Raw genomic sequence first — 17,475 nt, 5'->3', positions numbered from 1 at the left:
AAAATACACGCCAATAATTTTCGGCAGTGTGCACAAAATTACAGACTTTTGCCTGAAACCCTTATATAGTATTATTTATGCGTATCGGATTTGATGCTAAAAGAGCTTTTGCCAACAAAACAGGACTTGGAAATTACAGCCGTTTTGTTCTTGATTCTCTGTATAATCATGAAAAAGGGCATGAATTCATAGCATACACTCCGAAAAACAATAAGAATCTTTTTCCTGATTTCCCTCAGAAATCAGTGATTTTCCCTAAAACTTTTTTTGACCGGAAACTGTCAGCTTACTGGCGATACTCGTCTATTACAACCCAGCTTCAAAAAGACCGGGTTTCTATATTTCATGGATTAAGTAATGAAATACCGCGGGGACTTGCAAAGGCAAATATCGCCTCAGTAGTAACCATCCATGATCTCATTTTTGAAAAATTACCTTCACATTATAAAGCGATTGACCGTGCTATTTATCGTCATAAATTTAAATCTGCCTGTGAAAGAGCTGATGCGGTAATTGCCATAAGTGAACAAACAAAAGGTGATTTGATCGACATTTATCGTGTCGATCAGAACAAAATTCATGTCATTTACCAGGATTGTAATCCGGTTTTCAAAAAGACTGTCGATCTTCAAAAAAGACTGGAAATAAACAAAGAATATGGAATCAATGCGCCATATGTTCTTTGTGTCGGAACAATTGAAGAGCGAAAAAACCAGTTGCGATTGGTACAAGCCTTTACCAGAATAAAAAACAAAGAATTCAAATTGGTCCTGGTTGGGAAACAAACTTTGTATACACAGAAAATCCACGATTTTATTGCGGAAAATAACCTGATTGACCAGATTCTGATTTTAGAAAATGTTCCAACGGATCATCTTCCCGCCTTGTATCAGGAAGCGGAGCTTTTCGCTTATATTTCTATTTATGAGGGTTTTGGAATACCTATTCTGGAAGCATTGAATAGCGGGACACCGGTACTTGCAGCAAAAGGATCATGTCTGGAAGAAGCGGGCGGGCCCGGCGGCTTATATGCAGATCCGTATGATCTGGATGATATTACTAATCAGCTGCAAAAGTTACTTGATAATCCCGGACTGAGAAAATCGCTGGCAGAACTTGGAAAGCAACATATGGAAAAATTTACAGGCAAACAAATTGCTCATCAGCTTTTGGAATTATACACCAAAATAGACAGGCATAACCTGTAAGGTGTATAATTCCAAAATATTATTTTTCGCGGTATTGTTCGATTATCCTGTACAACGCTTTTTGTTTTTCCAGATCAGGGAAGAAATCAAATAGTTGAATATGCGCGTCATAATCAAGGGTAAGTGCCACTTCAAGATTGATCAGCGCCTCGCGATAATCCCCTGAATGAATCTGGTAAACTGCCATACGATAATAAAGATCCGCTTCTTCCGGCATATCGTCAATTGCAGCTTGTAAAAGATCACAGGCGCGTGCATAATTTCCCTGTTCAAAAAGCACATGCGACCATTTCAGCCATATATCCGGATTAGAAGGTTCAATTTCTGCTGCTTTTTCAAATGCTTCAAAAGCTGATATTACATTTCCAACCTTAAACTCAGTTTCTGCCAATGCAAGCCAATAATCAGGATTGAGTTCAGTAATCTGGATTGCTTTTCGGATAAAGCCTGCTGCTTCGTACCAACGTCCCAATTCACTGAAACATATTCCTAATCCATACCAGCCATCATCCCACTGATTATCAAGCTTTACGGTCAGGCGATAATATTTAATAGCCGTTTCAAATTCCCCAAGTTTTTCATAACATGTTCCCAGGCAACAGCAAGTTTCAGGAAGCTCTCCTTCCAGTTCCATTGCTTTGAGATACTGATTTTTGGCATCCTCATACTTTTCAAGATTCATGTATGAATTGCCCAGCTGAAAAAAAGCAGACGCAAAATCGTCCTTTACAAGCGTAGCGTATTCGTAGGCATTTACTGCATCTTCATATCTTTCGAGCTTGCTGAACGCTATTCCGAGGTTATACCAGGCGTGATGGGAAAACGGATCACGGTCTACCAGTTCATGATAATATCCTAAATGGCTTTCCAGTTGCCCAACAAGGTCCAGGCAATGGGCAAGCTCATACAATGCACTTTCGTTATTCAGGTTATTTTTGAGCGACCTTTTATAATTTTTAATCGCTTCATCATATTTCCCCCAGTTCTGATAAGTTTGTCCTATCTGGAAATAAATTTCATCTTTATCTTCTACTCTCTGCAAGAGGTTTTCCAATACTTCCAGCGCTTCTTCATACTCACCCATCATATTAGAAATACCCACTTGCATAAAAGATATTTCCACATCACCGGGATGAAAAAGAGCTGCACGCTCTAAAATTTCCATTGCCATATCATGTTCACCGCGGTTGGCATGAAGCTGTACTTTACTTAAAAGAAGATCCAGTGAATACGGAAAATCTGCGAGGCCCAGTTCACATGCCTGAAAAGCTTTTTCCCAATCCCCTTTTTCTATATAATGAGCCGTAACTTTTTCGTATGTTTCCAAATCAAAAAACACGGGCTCATTGGTTTTAATCATTCTTTCAAACCTGAGCAAGGTTTCTTTCATATAATCTTTTCTCTCCCCGAAATTTTTCTCCATCATACACGCAAGTAGGTTAGAGGTTAGGCAATTATAACACCAACCAAATAAGTATACGGTTCATTGATAGCTTATCGTCATGATTTTCAAATTTCACTTTTAAATAATACTATCAATTTAGTAGTAGTCATACCAAAATACTGTCATTAATAATGAAAGAAAGTTAAAAATAATTCCTCGTTAATCAAATCTTGCGAAGTAAACTTTCACTTACACGTGCTATGGTTTTATCAATTGGCTGAAATTTAAATTTTAATGCATTTTTTATTTTTTCATTATTGTATCTGATCTTTCTTGCACCAGATTGTGCAGTTTCCCTGGTAATCAATGGCTTAGTCCCCATAAGCCAAGTTCTTACCGCTTCTATCCGCCATATTACTGAGGCAAGCCCTGCCCCTACCCTGAATCCAGGCCTCCTTTTATGCATCGAATCCGCAATAGTATTGAACAAATTCTGGTAAGAAATACTTCCCGCATTCAGTAGAAAACGCTCGGCCGAAATATCTGAAAAAAGAAGTTGATATATGATCTCGGCCACATCATTGACATCTACATAATTGGCTATTCCTTCGGTATAAAAAGGCTTTTCCTGAAACACATATCGAAAAATCTGTGTACTGCTTTTACTCCAGTCACCTTCTCCCAATATCAGCGTCGGATTAACGATCACTGCATTCAGTCCTTCCGCAATACCACGCCAGATTTCCAGTTCAGCCAGATATTTCGTTTTTGCATATTCAGAATTTTCAGGAGAATCTTCCCAGCGCTGCGTTTCATCCAACACTACATCCTGGCCGGGAATTAGCTTTCTTGCATCAGGTCTTCCAAGCGCAGCGATACTGCTGACATGGCAAAGTTTCCCGACTTTATATTTAAGGCAAGCGTTGACAATATTTGCAGTACCCTCAATATTAACAGTATACATCGTTTTTCGGTCGCGAGGAACAAATGAAACCACGGCGGCTGTATGTACCACAAAATCAATATCCTTCATAGCCGTTTCCAATGAGCTGATATCCAGTATATCGCCTTCAACCCATTGGATTGAGTCTTCCACATCCTGCAACAAACTCCTGTCGGACCCGGAACGATATAATGCAAATACGTTATGATTTTCGGAAAGGAACCGGCGGGCAACTTTACTTCCAACCAAGCCTGTAGCACCTGTAATGAGGATTTTCATGTATTTGGGCAAATGATACAAAGTCAAAGTTCGCCCTTATAATCCGCACAGGCAATTATGGAAGTCTTTAATTTAGTTCTTTTATAAATTCGAACTATCACTTCCGAATACTTTTCAAGGGGTCAAATCCTGCATATCCTTCATCTCTGATCCTGATACCGCTTGATACATACTTATCATGTCCAACGGGAGCCCATGTTCCCAGGCCATCCACGTAGCGATTGAACATACAAAATGAAGCAGCAATTAAAACTGTATCATGTATTTCGATATCTTGTGCACCAGCTTCTCTAGCCGCATCAATTTGTTCTGATGTTACATGTTTTCCACCCTTTTGCACACTTCCTGCGATGGAAAGTAAGCTCTTCATTTTATCGGAAACAGAAGCCCTGCGAAAATCTTCTTTTACCTGACGAATCAGGCTGCCATCATCTCCAAGGTAACATTCTGAGGCGGCTCCATGAACACTCTGGCAAAATAAACAATCATTCAGATATGATACATAAGCCGCTATCATCTCCCTTTCTCCTCGGGAAAGAATATTATCATCCCGCAATAAAACTTCTGCCAATGCATTTAACGGAGCAGAGGTTTCTGGCCGGAAAGCCATTAAACCTCTTATTCCCGGTAAATTATCTTCTTCCGGAAGTACGATGTAAGCCATATTTCATCAAATTTTATACTCTGAACTTTAAACCCGTTTTAATTTTAATACTTATCCGTAGCCGGATGAAATGTTTTCCAACTATGCCAGTATTCCTGATAAGCATTAATTGGTTTCAGATTTTTGTTGTTCACTACCAGTGCATGGCCCAGAAGATTATAAGCCTGTTTATTCTGGAACAAAGTATCATGCCTGATAAAAAAAGTATCACTTGTATTGATCCGTTTGAAGGCAAAGAAACTTTTGTTATCATCTGCCAGAGCCAGTACAACCGGTATACTGCCAATACTGTCATTGATCAGTCTTTCTTTTTTCAAACGGTTCCAGTCAAATGCTTTGCTGTGTTTATCCAGTGCAATTCCTACCACCCAGGATTTATCTTTCCAGGAAAGTGAGTCCGTGCGAGTCAGTTCAGATTTACCTTTTCCACTTTCGTAACGGCTCATTGAATCATATTTAGCCTGAAAATCCGGATCAGGCTGCATTATCCTGCTATTGGGGTGGAGAGTAAACCATTGTGCAAGTGATGTTTGTGTACTGGGAAGTTCCGGCAACATCTTGCCTTTTAAAGGCCCGGCAATGGCCTCTCCATTTGCCTGCCTCCACCAGCTGTGTGTGGTTTCATCTTCAAACATAGCATTAAAGTGATCCATGCCAACAAGCCTGAAAAATTCAGGTTTACCCCCGACCAATGGCTCAAAAACGCGGCCAGTACGACAAACTGTACAATATGTTATTATAATCGGTTTTCCTCCAAGTTCATCCCTGACCTGATGATGATAACCGATATATTGAATTGGATATGCCTTTGCTTCGCCATTGATTTCCACGCCAATTACAATCCGGTCATCTTGAACCTTATTTGCTGAGACATTTTGCAGGACAAGTGTCCTGGGCTGATAAAACATCGTATCAGCAGCCATTTCATAGTTGGTTCCATACGTTACACCAATGGCCAGCAACAGTAAAATGGCAGGAAATATCTTTCGTTTATTTCGGAAAGCTGAAAACGCACCAATCAGGATCAGTAACCAAAAGAAAATCCGGAATGCCCAACGCGTGCTGTGAAGAAAATAAGCAACATCAATGCTGTTCATGCGCTGGCTACCTGGCATTGGCATAATTAAATATACTTTTGCAATTTCATAAAAGATGATTCCCAGGATCCCTATGTAAAAAAATTTTTTCATTTTAACACGTATGAGGATTTATGTAATAACGAAAGCTTTGTGTTGCAGAAGTACTCAGTAAGCAACCGCAGCGGAAAACCGCTTTTTATATAAAATTAACAATTTTTTAAAGAAACGGACTTATCAATTGACAAGCCCGTTTGCTGTATAATTAACCTATTTTATACTTGTTTGGGGATCCCGGCTAAACCAGGTAATCACTAAGGCGAGGAGGAAGGGAATTGAAAAAACCAGAAGTGCATTTCCAAAACCACCAAGAACGGCCACAAGTGATCCGATAAAAAAAACGGCTGTTGCGGTAAAAAACCGTCCTATGTTAAAACAAAAACCAGTTGCAGTTGCTCTGACAACAACCGGGAACAAACCTGGAATGTAGCTCGATAATGAGCCTTGGCTTACACCAAAACAAAGCGATAAAAGCCCTGCTTCAGCATAAATAATTTTACTAAAATGATGATTAGTCAAAAACAGGATGCAACACATAAGGATACATCCAGAAAAAGTTAATATTAGTGTTCGCCTGCTGCCTATTGCCTTTATTAAGAAACCCGACAACACACCACCCGTAATTCCTCCCATTCCAAGGATAATCATGGTTAATCCCCTCTCCTTCTGGCCGTTTTCGCCGCTTCCCAATAAGGATTGAACCCAGGTTGGCAGCCATGAGAATATCCCCCAGAGCCCAATCAAAACGGCTCCGAAAATAATAGAACCGATAATTAGATTAGGCCGGTTGGTTTGATCAAAAATTCCTTCGCTTTTAACGGCACCTGCTGATTTGCTAAAACGCCATTGTTGGGACTCGGGAACAAGAAATAATATCAGAACACCAAGAAAAATCGGAATTAATCCAAGCCAAAAAGCTTCTCTCCAATAGGAAAACATCAGGTTTACGCTACCCGTGGCTACAATTCCCATCGGAAATGATACGGCCAGAACTCCAAGCATAACCGGTCGTGTGGCAGGTTCCCATACTTCCGAAATGTAAACTGTTGACACCAACAGGACTCCTCCTACACCCATGCCGGTAATGAAACGAATAGCCATTAATGAATACCAATCAGGTACAAAAACTACAAGGCATGTGCCTGCACCATACAGAATTGTTACGAAAGTTAATGTTTGTACTCTGCCTATTTTATCACTGATCAGCCCGAAAAGTAAACCTCCCACCATCCAGCCATACAAATAAGAGGCATTTACATAGGCTCCGATTTCTCCCAGCCGGGATTCAGTCACCGTTTTATCCGGCAGCTCGCTTCCTGTCAGTTCAGGAACCGCAACGGGTAAATAGACAGATACCAATGTCGAAACCATGCCTGTAAATAAATAGCTCAGCATACAAAGTGCAAACACGAGCCATTTTCGTGAGAGTGAATTTTCTAATGTCAAGGTTTCGTTGAAGTTGCTCATATCGTTGATCACATATAATTAGGTATACCACAAACTGTAATTTCATCTTTTTTCACCTTGTAATTCAGCCTTGTCAATTTGACCGGTTCCATGGTATTGCTGCCTTCAAGGATTTTAAACATTTGATTCGGCCTGACATTCTTAAAGACCTGCGGTTGCTGGTTACGGCCCCAGGTTATAGCAATTTCATCAATCAATGTCGCCTGCCCGATTCCAATTTCCCTCCTGAAAGGAGATGCTCCAAAGCTGCCGCCAGAATTCACATCACGGTACACTTCTCTTTGAATCCCGTTTTCTTTAAAACTGATTTTAATTTTTGCACCTATGGCTGAGCGATTGGATTTTGTTCCTTCAAGAGCCAGCTTGATCCAGTTATTAGAATTTTGGCCAGGATTCAAATACAAAGAATTATTGTAGGAATCGCCTTTATATGCTCCACCTACTTCAATAAATATATCCTGGTCTCCATCATTATCAATATCAGAAAAAGCGACCCCGTGGCCTTTCTGAAGGTTACCAACTCTTGCAGAAATCGTTACATCGGCAAATTTTTTACCCCCAATGTTTTTATAAAGCTTATTCGGGATCAGTGATGTATAATCAGGATTACCGGTCCCCAGATAAAAGTCCAGATAACCATCGTTATCAATGTCCCCGAAACCAGAACCCATCGCAAAAATGCTGTGATTAAGTCCTGCTTCCTCAGATACATCTTTAAATGTACCATCGTGATTATTATGATAGAGGTACATTTTACTGGCTTTGTTTTCAATACCCAGGGCGTCAGTCGCTACTGAATTGGCAAGAGTTCGGTCCACCTGATAACCGGAAACGAAAATGTCCTGCCAGCCGTCATTATCATAATCCCAAAACCAGGTAGGGAAAGTAGAAACCCTTATATTCTCAACACCGGAAGCCTTGCTTACATCTGCAAACAGCGGTATTCCATTTACAATCCCCCTGCTTTTTAAAAGCACTTTATAACCTGCCATCGTTGAAATGAAAATATCCTGCAGTCCGTCATTATTATAATCTGCTGCTGTCACACCTTTTATAAAAGCGTTGATATCACAGCCAGCTTTTTCAGCCACATTGGTGAACGTACTGTTTCTGTTGCTTATATATAACTCACTTCCGTGCTGCTCGCCATCCCTGCTGCTTTCATTTCCAATAAACAAATCCAGCCAGCCATCATTATTGAAATCACGCCAAACGCCTGCCTGCGTTGGATGCAAAGAAAACAATCCGCTTTGGATCGTAACGTCTGTAAAAGTATCATCTCCGTTATTGCGGAATAATGAATTGGGTTGTTTGCCAAAATCGCCACGCATCCAGGCACCGCGCAGAACCAGGACATCTACAAAACCATCGTTATTAAAATCAGCCTGAATCATATTCAATCCTCCTTTAAAACGTTTCAGGCCTGATTTTTCAGAAAGATCTTTAAATGTCCCGTTTGGCTGGCTTTGAAAATAGTGCATTTCTCCATCCAATCCCCAATCGGAAGTGATGATGTCATTGAGTCCGTCATTATTGAAATCGTCCACAACAACACCTCCCGCTTTATTACGTTTGTTGAGTCCCAAACCGGATGCAACATCTTTGAAAGGTTTTACACTCACTTCGGTAGGATCTTGCGTCAAACCATTTATCAGCCACTTTTTAGGGACACTTGCAGGATATTCTCCAAGTGTCATGTAAGCAATATTCATCAGCCAGCGCGACTCATAATCGCTTGGATTTTTTTCTAATATTTCTGAATAAATCTCAATCGCTCTTTTGGAACCTGTCCGGATCTGATGCACACCCGTATTGACAATTGGAAGGACACATGATTCTGAAGTATGGTTTTTAACGCAATTTTGCCTCTCACCCAAACGCATATTTGCAATCCCCAGGCTAGCTTTGACAAAAAGGGCATCCGTGTCAAGTTGGCCATCTTCTACCAGTTTTTCGAGAATGTTTACGGCCTTTTGTTCCTCTCCTATTTTTAAATAAGAAATTGCTGATTGATGTTGGGCAACGGAGGCCCGGTAAGCATTTCTGTTATCTGCGCTTACGGAAGCGAAAAATGCAAGTTCAGCCTCCGGACAAAAAGGGTTGTCTTTGTTAAAATTGCGTTTGTCGATTTCGTCCAGGATCGTAATCATTTTTTCATGATTTTCCTTTTCATTACCACAGGACAGTATTGTACATCCCAGCATAAATGCCAGAACATTTATATGAAGATTTTCCTTTAATTTACGGATGATCATAGTTGTGTGTGATTTATTATCTGAATAACTGGTCAAAATTCAGGCTTACATAATACAATCCACCCACTGCCGGTGAGCCGTAAGCCTGTACAATATATTTATTGGTCAAATTGGAAGCCCCCAGTTTTACGGTAGTTTTCAGACCAGGAACTTTATAACTAACCTGAGCATCAAGAAGGCTATACGCCGAAATTTTTCCGGGCCTCATTTCATTGAATGATCCGTACCAGTCAAATTTGCTCTGCCAGTGCCAGGCAACATTAAATCCTAATTTTTCGGTCAGCCTTGCATTACCCAGTGTCAGATTAGTTTTCCATTTGGGTGTGTTGAAAGCAGGAATATTATCCTTATCAGCTTCTTTAAGATTGAAATCTGCCCATGTTGTGTTAAAACCTAAGCGATAGTTTTTTTCAAAAGCATAGTTAAGGCCTGCACTTACACCCTGGATCGATACCTTATCTGCTGCGTTGGTATAAAGCTGAAAAAGTTGCCTGGCCGGCCCGAGAAGTTCGGTCGCTGCAACCGGGTTGACTGTTCCGTCCGGCAGCAAAATATTTGCATTGGCTCTTGCTACAACTGCATTGATCAGAAAGTCGGTGTACTCGCTATAATAGTAGTTGACATCTAATAATAATCTTTTAGCAATCAAGCCCTTGTATCCAATTTCATAACTTTTTACTTTTTCTGATTTAATGGCCGGTACGTTTGATTTTACAAGCTTTTCCTTATTATTGTTTACGGCCTGCGGAAAAGGTGTACCTTTTTGTAAGTCTTCACTAAAAGCACTTGCAAAAGCAGAAAAGGAAGCAATGGTCACCGAATTTTCATACGCATTCAAACCTACCGAATTGCTAGGAGCTCCGCCTAAAATGATGATTGGCCCAACATTCAGCTTGATAAACTGGTCACTTATAGAAGGGTTTCTGAATCCGGTTTGATAGGACGCTCTGAAATGATGGTTTTCATGTGGAGAAAATACGGCAGAAGCCCGTGGAGTAAAACTTCCATCAAAATTCTGGTTTTTATCGTATCGTCCTGATAGGGTCAGCTTTAATTTATTATCCAGTAATGCCTTTGAAGCCTGGATAAACATTCCATATTCACCATTGGTAATTTTCTTATCCTTATCATCAAACAGCGTTCCTTCTGAATTAAGAAAATACTTCCTGTAATTACCCCCAACCTGTAAATTAAGAACCCTCAGCTTAGAGCTAAAATCATACAGCCCTTCAATATGGCGAAGACTGGACTTACTTAAAATCCCTGCTCCATTCAATCCACGTGTTTGAATCAGATTTTCCTTTGCATCATTAAAAGCAGTAGTTCCTGGCAGGGTTCTTCCTTCATCAGCAAACGAACGCGCAAGATCATTATCTTTTCCTGCTATTCCGCTTATAGTTCCGTTATATGCCGCTGTATAGCGCTGAAACCAGGTAGCATCCGCCGCTGATGGTGCTACTACATTACCCGCTAAATCCTTAACCCAAGTCCGGTTAATTTGCTGGCCGAGCGCGCGTGTATTGTAAGAGTTTGTAGAATTTTCGTGCGTTGAATAGGCCCGTACATAGAAATTGCTACCCTTTAATTCCAAACGGTGCTGAATTAATTTAAAGTCATTGATTACAAACCTGTTACTTCCCGTGTATTGTGCCGTTCCCTGATTAAAATTTCCCTGGTAAATTGCTTCAATTTTATCAGTAATCCTGTAATGGAGTGCCCCGTTTAATTTCAGGCTATAAACGCCATACGTAGCCAGATCCATCTCTTTATATCCGGTACGCGATACCCTTCCAATGCCCGGAATAGTTTGTGCAACTTCGTCTCCATATATATTTAAAGCATTTCTGCCCGGATTTTTTGGCCCCCGGTTAGCTTCCGGTGTATTCGGGTCAACATCCGTGTAATTAGTTGCATACCAATCTGTTCCTTTCAGATACGAAGCATTCAGCTTAAATGCAAAACGATTATTAAATGCTTTGGCATAACGGATTGCCATGTCATACATAGGTTTTGCACCCATACCGGTTCCGTCGTTGATATGATTGATACCAAATTTTGTCTGAGCACTCAATCCCTGATAATCAAACGGATTTTTAGTTCTTGTATACAGCATGCCATTGAATGCAATTGGGCCATATAACGCAGATGCTGCCCCCGGAATTAATTCAACACTCTCAACATCAAGATCATGTGGGCCGAATAAATTACCCATGGCAAAACCAAGCCCGGAAGGCTGGTTGTCAACACCATCTACCAATTGTAAAAAACGACTATTACCTGTACTGTTAAATCCTCTGGTATTAATCTGTTTGTAAGTAAGACTGCTGGTTACCATATCAACAGACTTCATATTCACCAAACCATCATAAAAATTAGCGGAAGGAGTTTGCTGCACACCACGTGCATCCATTTTTTCAATGCTTACGGGTGAACGAAGGATGTTTTCTTCAATTCTTGAAGCCGAAATAACAACCTGGTTCAGTTCTTCGGTAGCTTGTACCAAACTGATTTTAAGAGGTTCGGTACCGGTAACTTTTATTTCCTGGCGGCTGTATCCAACAAAAGAAATAACGAGTGTAGCAGAAATAGAAGTCTGAAATTCAAAACTTCCGTCCGAATTAGTAACAGTACCGGAATTCTTTCCTTTTACAGAAACAGAAACCCCGGATAGTGCATGGCTATTTTCAGAATCATGTACAGTGCCGGTAATTTTACTGGTTTGAGCTATGATAATGTGTGCAAATGAAAGATGAAGCAGGGCTATCAGGAGAAGTAATTTTCTTTTCATAGAGTAATTGCAATTTAAAGACGGTTTTATAACTGATTTTTCAGGTGATCGTATCCTTGTGGCAAACGGTTATAACCGTGATTAACAATCCGTTCACCCAGATACTGGTAAAATTCCGGTTCGGCTGGAGTAACACTTGCCAGGCCATCTACATAGCGGTTGTAAAGACAAAATAAAGCTGCAATCAGTACTGTATCATGGATTTCCAGATCAGTTGCACCATGAGTCCTGGCTAATTCTATTGCATCCGGAGTAACAGCTTTACCGCTTTTTTGAACAAGTTTTGCTATTTTCAGTAACGCTTTCATTTTATCACTTACTGGTGTAGAATCAATATCCTGTTTCATTATTTCGCAGGTTTCAGATTCCCCTAAAAAGTAAATCGGCCGCCGCAGTATGGGCCGAAGTGCAAAAGGTACATTCATTGTTATGTGACACTACCGTAGCAATCAATTCCCTTTCCCCGGGTGTAAGTGTTGATTCTCCACGAAGTAAAATCTGCGTCAGCACTCTGATTGGAGCTGCTGTATCTTTTCTGTATTCCAGTAAACCGGTAATTCCCGGCAAATGCGATGGAAGTGGTATATGTGGCATTGTAATTACAGAATTTTCAAAGTTAGAATTGCGATTATGCGACGGGTTTCACTTCTGGTCTCAAATAACCGGCAAATGCCATCCTTCTTCCCATGTCACGGTAAGCTTCATTTTCCTTAGGAGCCCACGTACCAAGTCCGTCCACATAGCGGTTGAACATGCAAAAAGATGCGGCTATCAGTACAGTATCATGAATTTCCTCATCAGAAGCACCTTCCAGCTTTGCACTTTCTATATCTTCCGGAAGAACATGTTTTCCCCCTCTTTGCACTTTTGAAGCAATATTTAACAAAGCAGAAAGTTTTGAGGAAACAGGAATCGTTTGAAATCCCTCTTTAATATCGTCGATCAGGCTGATGTCACATGCTAAATGTGCAATAGCAGCAGCACCATGTGAAGTATGGCAAAAGTGGCAATCGTTTAAATGGGATACATAAGAAGCAATTAATTCTCTTTCACCACTGCTTAATGTTGAATTGCCTCTTAATAATGTTTCAGCGAGTAATCGTAAGGGCGCTGCTGTTTCAGGCCGGAAATCGAACAGTCCTACAATTCCGGGAAGTTCTTCGTTGGGTAATTTAATATGTGCCATTTGGTTGGACGTAACTTTGAATGCAGCCACACAGTAATTTGTTGCCCGAAGCTAACAAACCACAGCAGCTTGCTGGAAAACCAATTTTGCTAAAATGGAAAAAAATTGACGCACAGAATAAACAGTCTGACACATTATAATTTGAAATTTCTTAACAAGAAAAATCAATGACATAAGCCAGAAATTAAACAATATGCAATACAGCAGGAAGTATATGAAAATTCACAATCAGGCAATTGACAATTTAAAATGCGTGTTAAGCTTTCCGGATTACAGTAAGCAACCGGTTCAAATTGCAAGAAAAGACTAAATTGAATTTTCGGAAAATCCCATGTGTAATTAAGCCAGATCTGGCGGTGGTGATGGAATACTCAGGTGAGATTCGGTAAACATTGCATTATAAATCTGTTCATAGCTAACAGATGCAGGCCATTCAAAAATATAAAATATATGTTTGCCTGTGGTGGCCATATATTCTTTCAGAAAACTTTTAAGGATCTTAGCGTGAGATTGATTATGGGATTCAGAATCATTGCCGCCCACCTGATCATTAATTTTTGAAGCCAGATCCATAAACTGATCCCTTGCATTCTGATCATATTCGCAATGAACATACAGTGTATCATTGATCAGCTGCTGAGTAACCATTTTATAAAACTGTCCCTGATGTTCAATTTGTCCCTCGACGGGTTCAGGAGCATCCCAGTTGGTCTGATAAGGTACAGTTACAGGAACTTTAATAACAATATCCCTTGAAGCTGTATTTTTTTCAATATAATGATGACTTCCGCTATCGCTGATGGCATACTTCTCTTCCAACAAATAGACTACGGAATAGCCAATCATGTTGTAAAGTAAAAGCCCCAGCAAAATGATGGATAGAAGCCGGCTCAATGTTCTAATAGTATAAAAATTACTTACAATGTTACAAATATATTAAAATAGGCACATTTTGCAAGTATTAGATTCAGTTTAGATTTGACAACTTTGTAAAATTTAACAAATCTTTTGTTAATCCCCTTCGTCCAATTCAAAAACCTCATTCACCGTTTTCTCAAATTCTCTTGCGATTTTCATACCCAATGCCAGTGTAGGCGAATATTTTCCTGCTTCAATAGCATTAATGGTTTGCCGCGATACTGACAACCGGTCAGCAAGATCAGCCTGGGTAATGTTCAATATGGCACGTTCGATTCTGATTCTGTTTTTCATGCTAAATTCCTTTCTCTATTTGCTTCAATTGCAGGAGCTATCAGAAGTAACCAGTAAAATCGTAATAGAAAAATGAGAAGTGGCGTGAACATTGCATAAGTCATAATCATAAAAAATGCACCGCCGTAAACAAGTAGTATGCACAAAGCCAATATCAGATAGTTTGCATAAATACCCCATTGTAAAGATTCCAACCTGATTTGAGCAACTCTTTCATCTTCAATTTTCAATCTTGAAAAGCCAACGATCATTAAACCGGCAATCATCAGCAAACTTATTATTTCCAAAGCCTGAAGATGAAGCTTACCCTGTATTATAAAATGATTTTCAGATAAATCAAATCCTCCAAAATTAAAAGGTAACGGGATCTCTATACCAAAATTTAGTGGATACTGCTCTCCCATAAAAACTCCCCATAAATGCATTAAAATAACAATGATAATTAATACCCATCCAAAAGGCCGCCAGGCATTTGATAATAAGTTTTTTGTTTTCATAGATAATATTTGTTTTGAAAGAGAAGATTTAATTTTTTAAATGTAAAGTATAATTTAATAAATGACAAATATATTTTACATTTTATCAAACGTAACATACTTAACTGATTGTTTTTGCTTGTTTGTATTTTATTTTGGCCAAAATAGAGAAGTGAAGTGTTACAGATTTAACAAGCTTTAAAAGAGGCACACCTGATGATATCAAATAGTGGGTTTTGCTGATTTAGAGAAGTCAAGTTTCAAAAACTTGACTTCTCTGGCACATAACCTGACTTCTCCAAAATATACCTTGACTTCACCGATCACAAAACTTGATTCGCTCAACCAACCGCTCTCACAACGATTTCATTAACTTTGCTGCATTATACATTTTCAGAGTAAAAAATTGATGGCAATCACCGATCCAAAAAGATATACCGTTACAGCGGCACTTATTTACGCAAATGGCCCCATTCATATTGGTCACCTAGCCGGTTGTTATGTTCCAGCCGATATATATGTTCGTTATTTGCGCTCCAATGGTAAAGATGTCGCATTCATTAGCGGCACTGATGAACATGGTGTGCCTATTACCATTCGTGCAAAAAAAGAAGGATTGACTCCGCAAGGAGTTGTTGATAAATATTATACACAAATAGATAGTGCTTTTAAAGAACTCGGTATATCATTTGACGTTTATTCCCGTACTAGCAAACCAATCCATCATCAGACTTCGCAGGAAATTTTTACTGATCTTTATAACAAAGGGGTTTTTATTGAAGAAACCACTGAACAGTATTATGATGAAACGGCACAGCAATTCCTGGCCGACAGGTATATCGTAGGTACTTGTCCTGTGTGTGCTAATCCAAATGCTTACGGCGACCAATGCGAACGCTGCGGTTCTGCTCTGAGCCCGACTGAACTGATTGAACCACACTCCATGCTTTCTGGTGCAAAACCGGTTATGAAAGCTACTACCAACTGGTTTTTGCCGTTGGACAAGTTACAGCCTCAGGTTGAAGCTTTCGTAAACAGCCATCCTGAATGGAAAACCAATGTATTGGGCCAATGTCAGTCATGGTTAAAAGAAGGCCTGAAACCCCGTGCTATGACACGCGACCTGGATTGGGGAATTCCTGTACCATTGCCTGGTACCGACGGAAAAGTATTATATGTATGGTTTGAAGCACCAATCGGGTATATATCTGCAACGAAAGACTGGCTTATTCAGAAAAACGGAACTGACGAAGGCTGGGAAAACTGGTGGAAAGAAAAAGATACGAAACTGGTACATTTCATTGGGAAAGACAATATCGTATTCCATTGCATTATTTTTCCGGCAACAATTATTGCCGAAGGAAATCTGATTTTGCCTGATAATGTTCCGGCTAATGAATTCATGAATCTGGAAGGAGACAAAATATCCACTTCCAGAAACTGGGCCGTATGGTTACATGAATATCTTGAAGAGCTTCCTGGAAAACAGGATGTATTGCGGTATGTACTTGCAGCTAATGCACCTGAAACCAAAGACAGTGAATTTACCTGGAAAGATTTCCAAACCCGCAATAACAGTGAACTGGTAGGCATTTTTGGCAATTTTATCAATCGTGCTGTTGTACTTACCCATAAGTTTTTTAATGGAAAAGTACCCGCTGCCGGAGAATTGCAGGAAATTGACCAGAAAGTTTTAAGCGAACTGGCTGCTTTTCCAATCCGTATTGGGGAAGCGATGGAAAATTATCGTTTTCGTGAAGCTTTGACTTTTATTATGGATCTGGCGAGATTAGGAAACAAATATCTGGCTGATACGCAGCCATGGCATGTTATCAAAACTGATCCTGACCGTGTAAATACAATCCTGAATGTTGCATTGCAGATTACTGCATCCCTTGCTATTGTTTCTGAGCCGGTGATCCCGTTTACAGCACAAAAGATCATTACTCAACTAGGTGTTAAAAATAAAACATGGGCTGATGCCGGCAAACCTGATCTGCTTGATGCGGGACAAGTTATTGAAGAAGCAAGCCTTCTTTTTGAAAAAATCGAGGATCATGTTATTGAAAAACAAATCCAGAAACTACTTGATGCCAAACGGCTTAATCAATTGGAAGGAAAAGTAGTGAGCGAGGTTAAACCCGAAGTCCAGTTTGACGATTTTGCTAAAATGGATATCCGTGTTGCAACTATCGTAGAAGCTGAAAATGTTCCTAAAAGCAAAAAGCTGCTTAAATTAAAAGTTGACATTGGCAGTGAACAAAGGATGGTTTTAAGCGGAATATCCGAGCATTTCAAACCAGAAGATATTATTGGCAAAAAGGTTTTATACCTGGCCAATCTGGCCCCCAGGAAAATGATGGGAATGGAAAGCCACGGAATGATATTGATGGCAGAAGACAGGGATGGAAGCCTGGCTTTTGTACAGCCCGGAAAAGAGATTTGGAACGGAGGAACTGTCAATTAATTCTCAGTAT

General features: G+C 39.9%; 15 protein-coding genes. 2 read left to right on the top strand and 13 right to left on the bottom strand.

Features of this window, described 5'->3' with window-relative positions:
• The first annotated feature begins 77 nt into the window (after positions 1–77).
• Complete coding sequence (locus KZC02_RS20815) at positions 78–1,208, top strand: glycosyltransferase family 1 protein (RefSeq protein ID WP_221390457.1); 1,131 nt, start codon at positions 78–80, stop codon at positions 1,206–1,208.
• Positions 1,209–1,227: 19 nt separating this feature from the next.
• Here KZC02_RS20815 and KZC02_RS20810 read toward each other — a convergent pair whose 3' ends face one another.
• From KZC02_RS20810 to KZC02_RS20755, 13 genes are all read right to left on the bottom strand, one after another.
• Positions 1,228–2,634: a lipopolysaccharide assembly protein LapB gene (locus KZC02_RS20810; RefSeq protein ID WP_221390456.1), complete on the bottom strand. Its 1,407-nt coding sequence runs from the start codon at positions 2,632–2,634 to the stop codon at positions 1,228–1,230.
• Between the two features lie 181 nt (positions 2,635–2,815).
• A complete protein-coding gene (locus tag KZC02_RS20805) occupies positions 2,816–3,814 on the bottom strand; it encodes an SDR family NAD(P)-dependent oxidoreductase (RefSeq protein ID WP_221390455.1) in 999 nt (332 codons plus the stop codon).
• 97 nt (positions 3,815–3,911) lie between these two features.
• Positions 3,912–4,478, bottom strand: coding sequence for a carboxymuconolactone decarboxylase family protein (locus KZC02_RS20800; protein ID WP_221390454.1), 567 nt, complete (start codon positions 4,476–4,478; stop codon positions 3,912–3,914).
• A 44-nt stretch (positions 4,479–4,522) separates the two neighbouring features.
• Positions 4,523–5,668 (bottom strand): DUF3179 domain-containing (seleno)protein, encoded by a 1,146-nt coding sequence (locus KZC02_RS20795; protein ID WP_221390453.1) that lies wholly within the window; start codon positions 5,666–5,668, stop codon positions 4,523–4,525.
• A 156-nt stretch (positions 5,669–5,824) separates the two neighbouring features.
• Complete coding sequence (locus tag KZC02_RS20790; RefSeq protein ID WP_221390452.1) at positions 5,825–7,081, bottom strand: MFS transporter; 1,257 nt, start codon at positions 7,079–7,081, stop codon at positions 5,825–5,827.
• An 8-nt stretch (positions 7,082–7,089) separates the two neighbouring features.
• A complete protein-coding gene (locus KZC02_RS20785) occupies positions 7,090–9,336 on the bottom strand; it encodes an FG-GAP-like repeat-containing protein (RefSeq protein ID WP_221390451.1) in 2,247 nt (748 codons plus the stop codon).
• Between the two features lie 16 nt (positions 9,337–9,352).
• Entirely contained in the window at positions 9,353–12,124 is a 2,772-nt protein-coding gene (locus KZC02_RS20780; RefSeq protein WP_221390450.1) for a TonB-dependent receptor, read from the bottom strand.
• 26 nt (positions 12,125–12,150) lie between these two features.
• Entirely contained in the window at positions 12,151–12,471 is a 321-nt protein-coding gene (locus KZC02_RS33010; protein WP_310590334.1) for a hypothetical protein, read from the bottom strand.
• Between the two features lie 13 nt (positions 12,472–12,484).
• Complete coding sequence (locus KZC02_RS33005) at positions 12,485–12,718, bottom strand: carboxymuconolactone decarboxylase family protein (protein WP_310590333.1); 234 nt, start codon at positions 12,716–12,718, stop codon at positions 12,485–12,487.
• Between the two features lie 34 nt (positions 12,719–12,752).
• Positions 12,753–13,310, bottom strand: a complete 558-nt coding sequence (locus tag KZC02_RS20770) for a carboxymuconolactone decarboxylase family protein (RefSeq protein ID WP_221390449.1) — start codon at positions 13,308–13,310, stop codon at positions 12,753–12,755.
• Positions 13,311–13,649: 339 nt separating this feature from the next.
• A complete protein-coding gene (locus tag KZC02_RS20765; RefSeq protein ID WP_229253700.1) occupies positions 13,650–14,204 on the bottom strand; it encodes a hypothetical protein in 555 nt (184 codons plus the stop codon).
• A gap of 117 nt (positions 14,205–14,321) precedes the next feature.
• Entirely contained in the window at positions 14,322–14,522 is a 201-nt protein-coding gene (locus tag KZC02_RS20760) for a helix-turn-helix transcriptional regulator (RefSeq protein ID WP_221390448.1), read from the bottom strand.
• Positions 14,519–15,019 carry a hypothetical protein gene (locus tag KZC02_RS20755; protein ID WP_221390447.1) on the bottom strand — a complete coding sequence of 167 codons (501 nt, stop codon included), beginning with the start codon at positions 15,017–15,019 and terminating at the stop codon, positions 14,519–14,521. Before KZC02_RS20755 ends, KZC02_RS20760 begins: the two co-directional genes overlap by 4 nt.
• A gap of 388 nt (positions 15,020–15,407) precedes the next feature.
• On the opposite strand from KZC02_RS20755, the gene metG reads away from it, so the two are divergent.
• Positions 15,408–17,465, top strand: coding sequence for a methionine--tRNA ligase (gene metG / locus KZC02_RS20750; protein ID WP_221390446.1), 2,058 nt, complete (start codon positions 15,408–15,410; stop codon positions 17,463–17,465).
• Positions 17,466–17,475 lie beyond the last annotated feature (10 nt).

This window comes from Dyadobacter sp. NIV53, from assembly GCF_019711195.1.
In the GTDB taxonomy this organism is placed as follows: domain Bacteria; phylum Bacteroidota; class Bacteroidia; order Cytophagales; family Spirosomataceae; genus Dyadobacter.
The sequence above is the reverse complement of the archived record's forward strand: the minus strand, read 5'-3'. Positions and strand labels throughout refer to the sequence as shown.

Coding starts and splice junctions, on each gene's coding strand:
- KZC02_RS20755 (WP_221390447.1), bottom strand. CDS start 15,019: ATGAAAACAAAAAACTTATTATCAAATGCCTGGCGGCCTTTTGGATGG.
- KZC02_RS20780 (WP_221390450.1), bottom strand. CDS start 12,124: ATGAAAAGAAAATTACTTCTCCTGATAGCCCTGCTTCATCTTTCATTT.
- metG (WP_221390446.1), top strand. CDS start 15,408: ATGGCAATCACCGATCCAAAAAGATATACCGTTACAGCGGCACTTATT.
- KZC02_RS20760 (WP_221390448.1), bottom strand. CDS start 14,522: ATGAAAAACAGAATCAGAATCGAACGTGCCATATTGAACATTACCCAG.
- KZC02_RS33005 (WP_310590333.1), bottom strand. CDS start 12,718: ATGCCACATATACCACTTCCATCGCATTTGCCGGGAATTACCGGTTTA.
- KZC02_RS20785 (WP_221390451.1), bottom strand. CDS start 9,336: ATGATCATCCGTAAATTAAAGGAAAATCTTCATATAAATGTTCTGGCA.
- KZC02_RS20810 (WP_221390456.1), bottom strand. CDS start 2,634: ATGATGGAGAAAAATTTCGGGGAGAGAAAAGATTATATGAAAGAAACC.
- KZC02_RS20815 (WP_221390457.1), top strand. CDS start 78: ATGCGTATCGGATTTGATGCTAAAAGAGCTTTTGCCAACAAAACAGGA.
- KZC02_RS20790 (WP_221390452.1), bottom strand. CDS start 7,081: ATGAGCAACTTCAACGAAACCTTGACATTAGAAAATTCACTCTCACGA.
- KZC02_RS20800 (WP_221390454.1), bottom strand. CDS start 4,478: ATGGCTTACATCGTACTTCCGGAAGAAGATAATTTACCGGGAATAAGA.
- KZC02_RS20795 (WP_221390453.1), bottom strand. CDS start 5,668: ATGAAAAAATTTTTTTACATAGGGATCCTGGGAATCATCTTTTATGAA.
- KZC02_RS33010 (WP_310590334.1), bottom strand. CDS start 12,471: ATGAAACAGGATATTGATTCTACACCAGTAAGTGATAAAATGAAAGCG.
- KZC02_RS20805 (WP_221390455.1), bottom strand. CDS start 3,814: ATGAAAATCCTCATTACAGGTGCTACAGGCTTGGTTGGAAGTAAAGTT.
- KZC02_RS20770 (WP_221390449.1), bottom strand. CDS start 13,310: ATGGCACATATTAAATTACCCAACGAAGAACTTCCCGGAATTGTAGGA.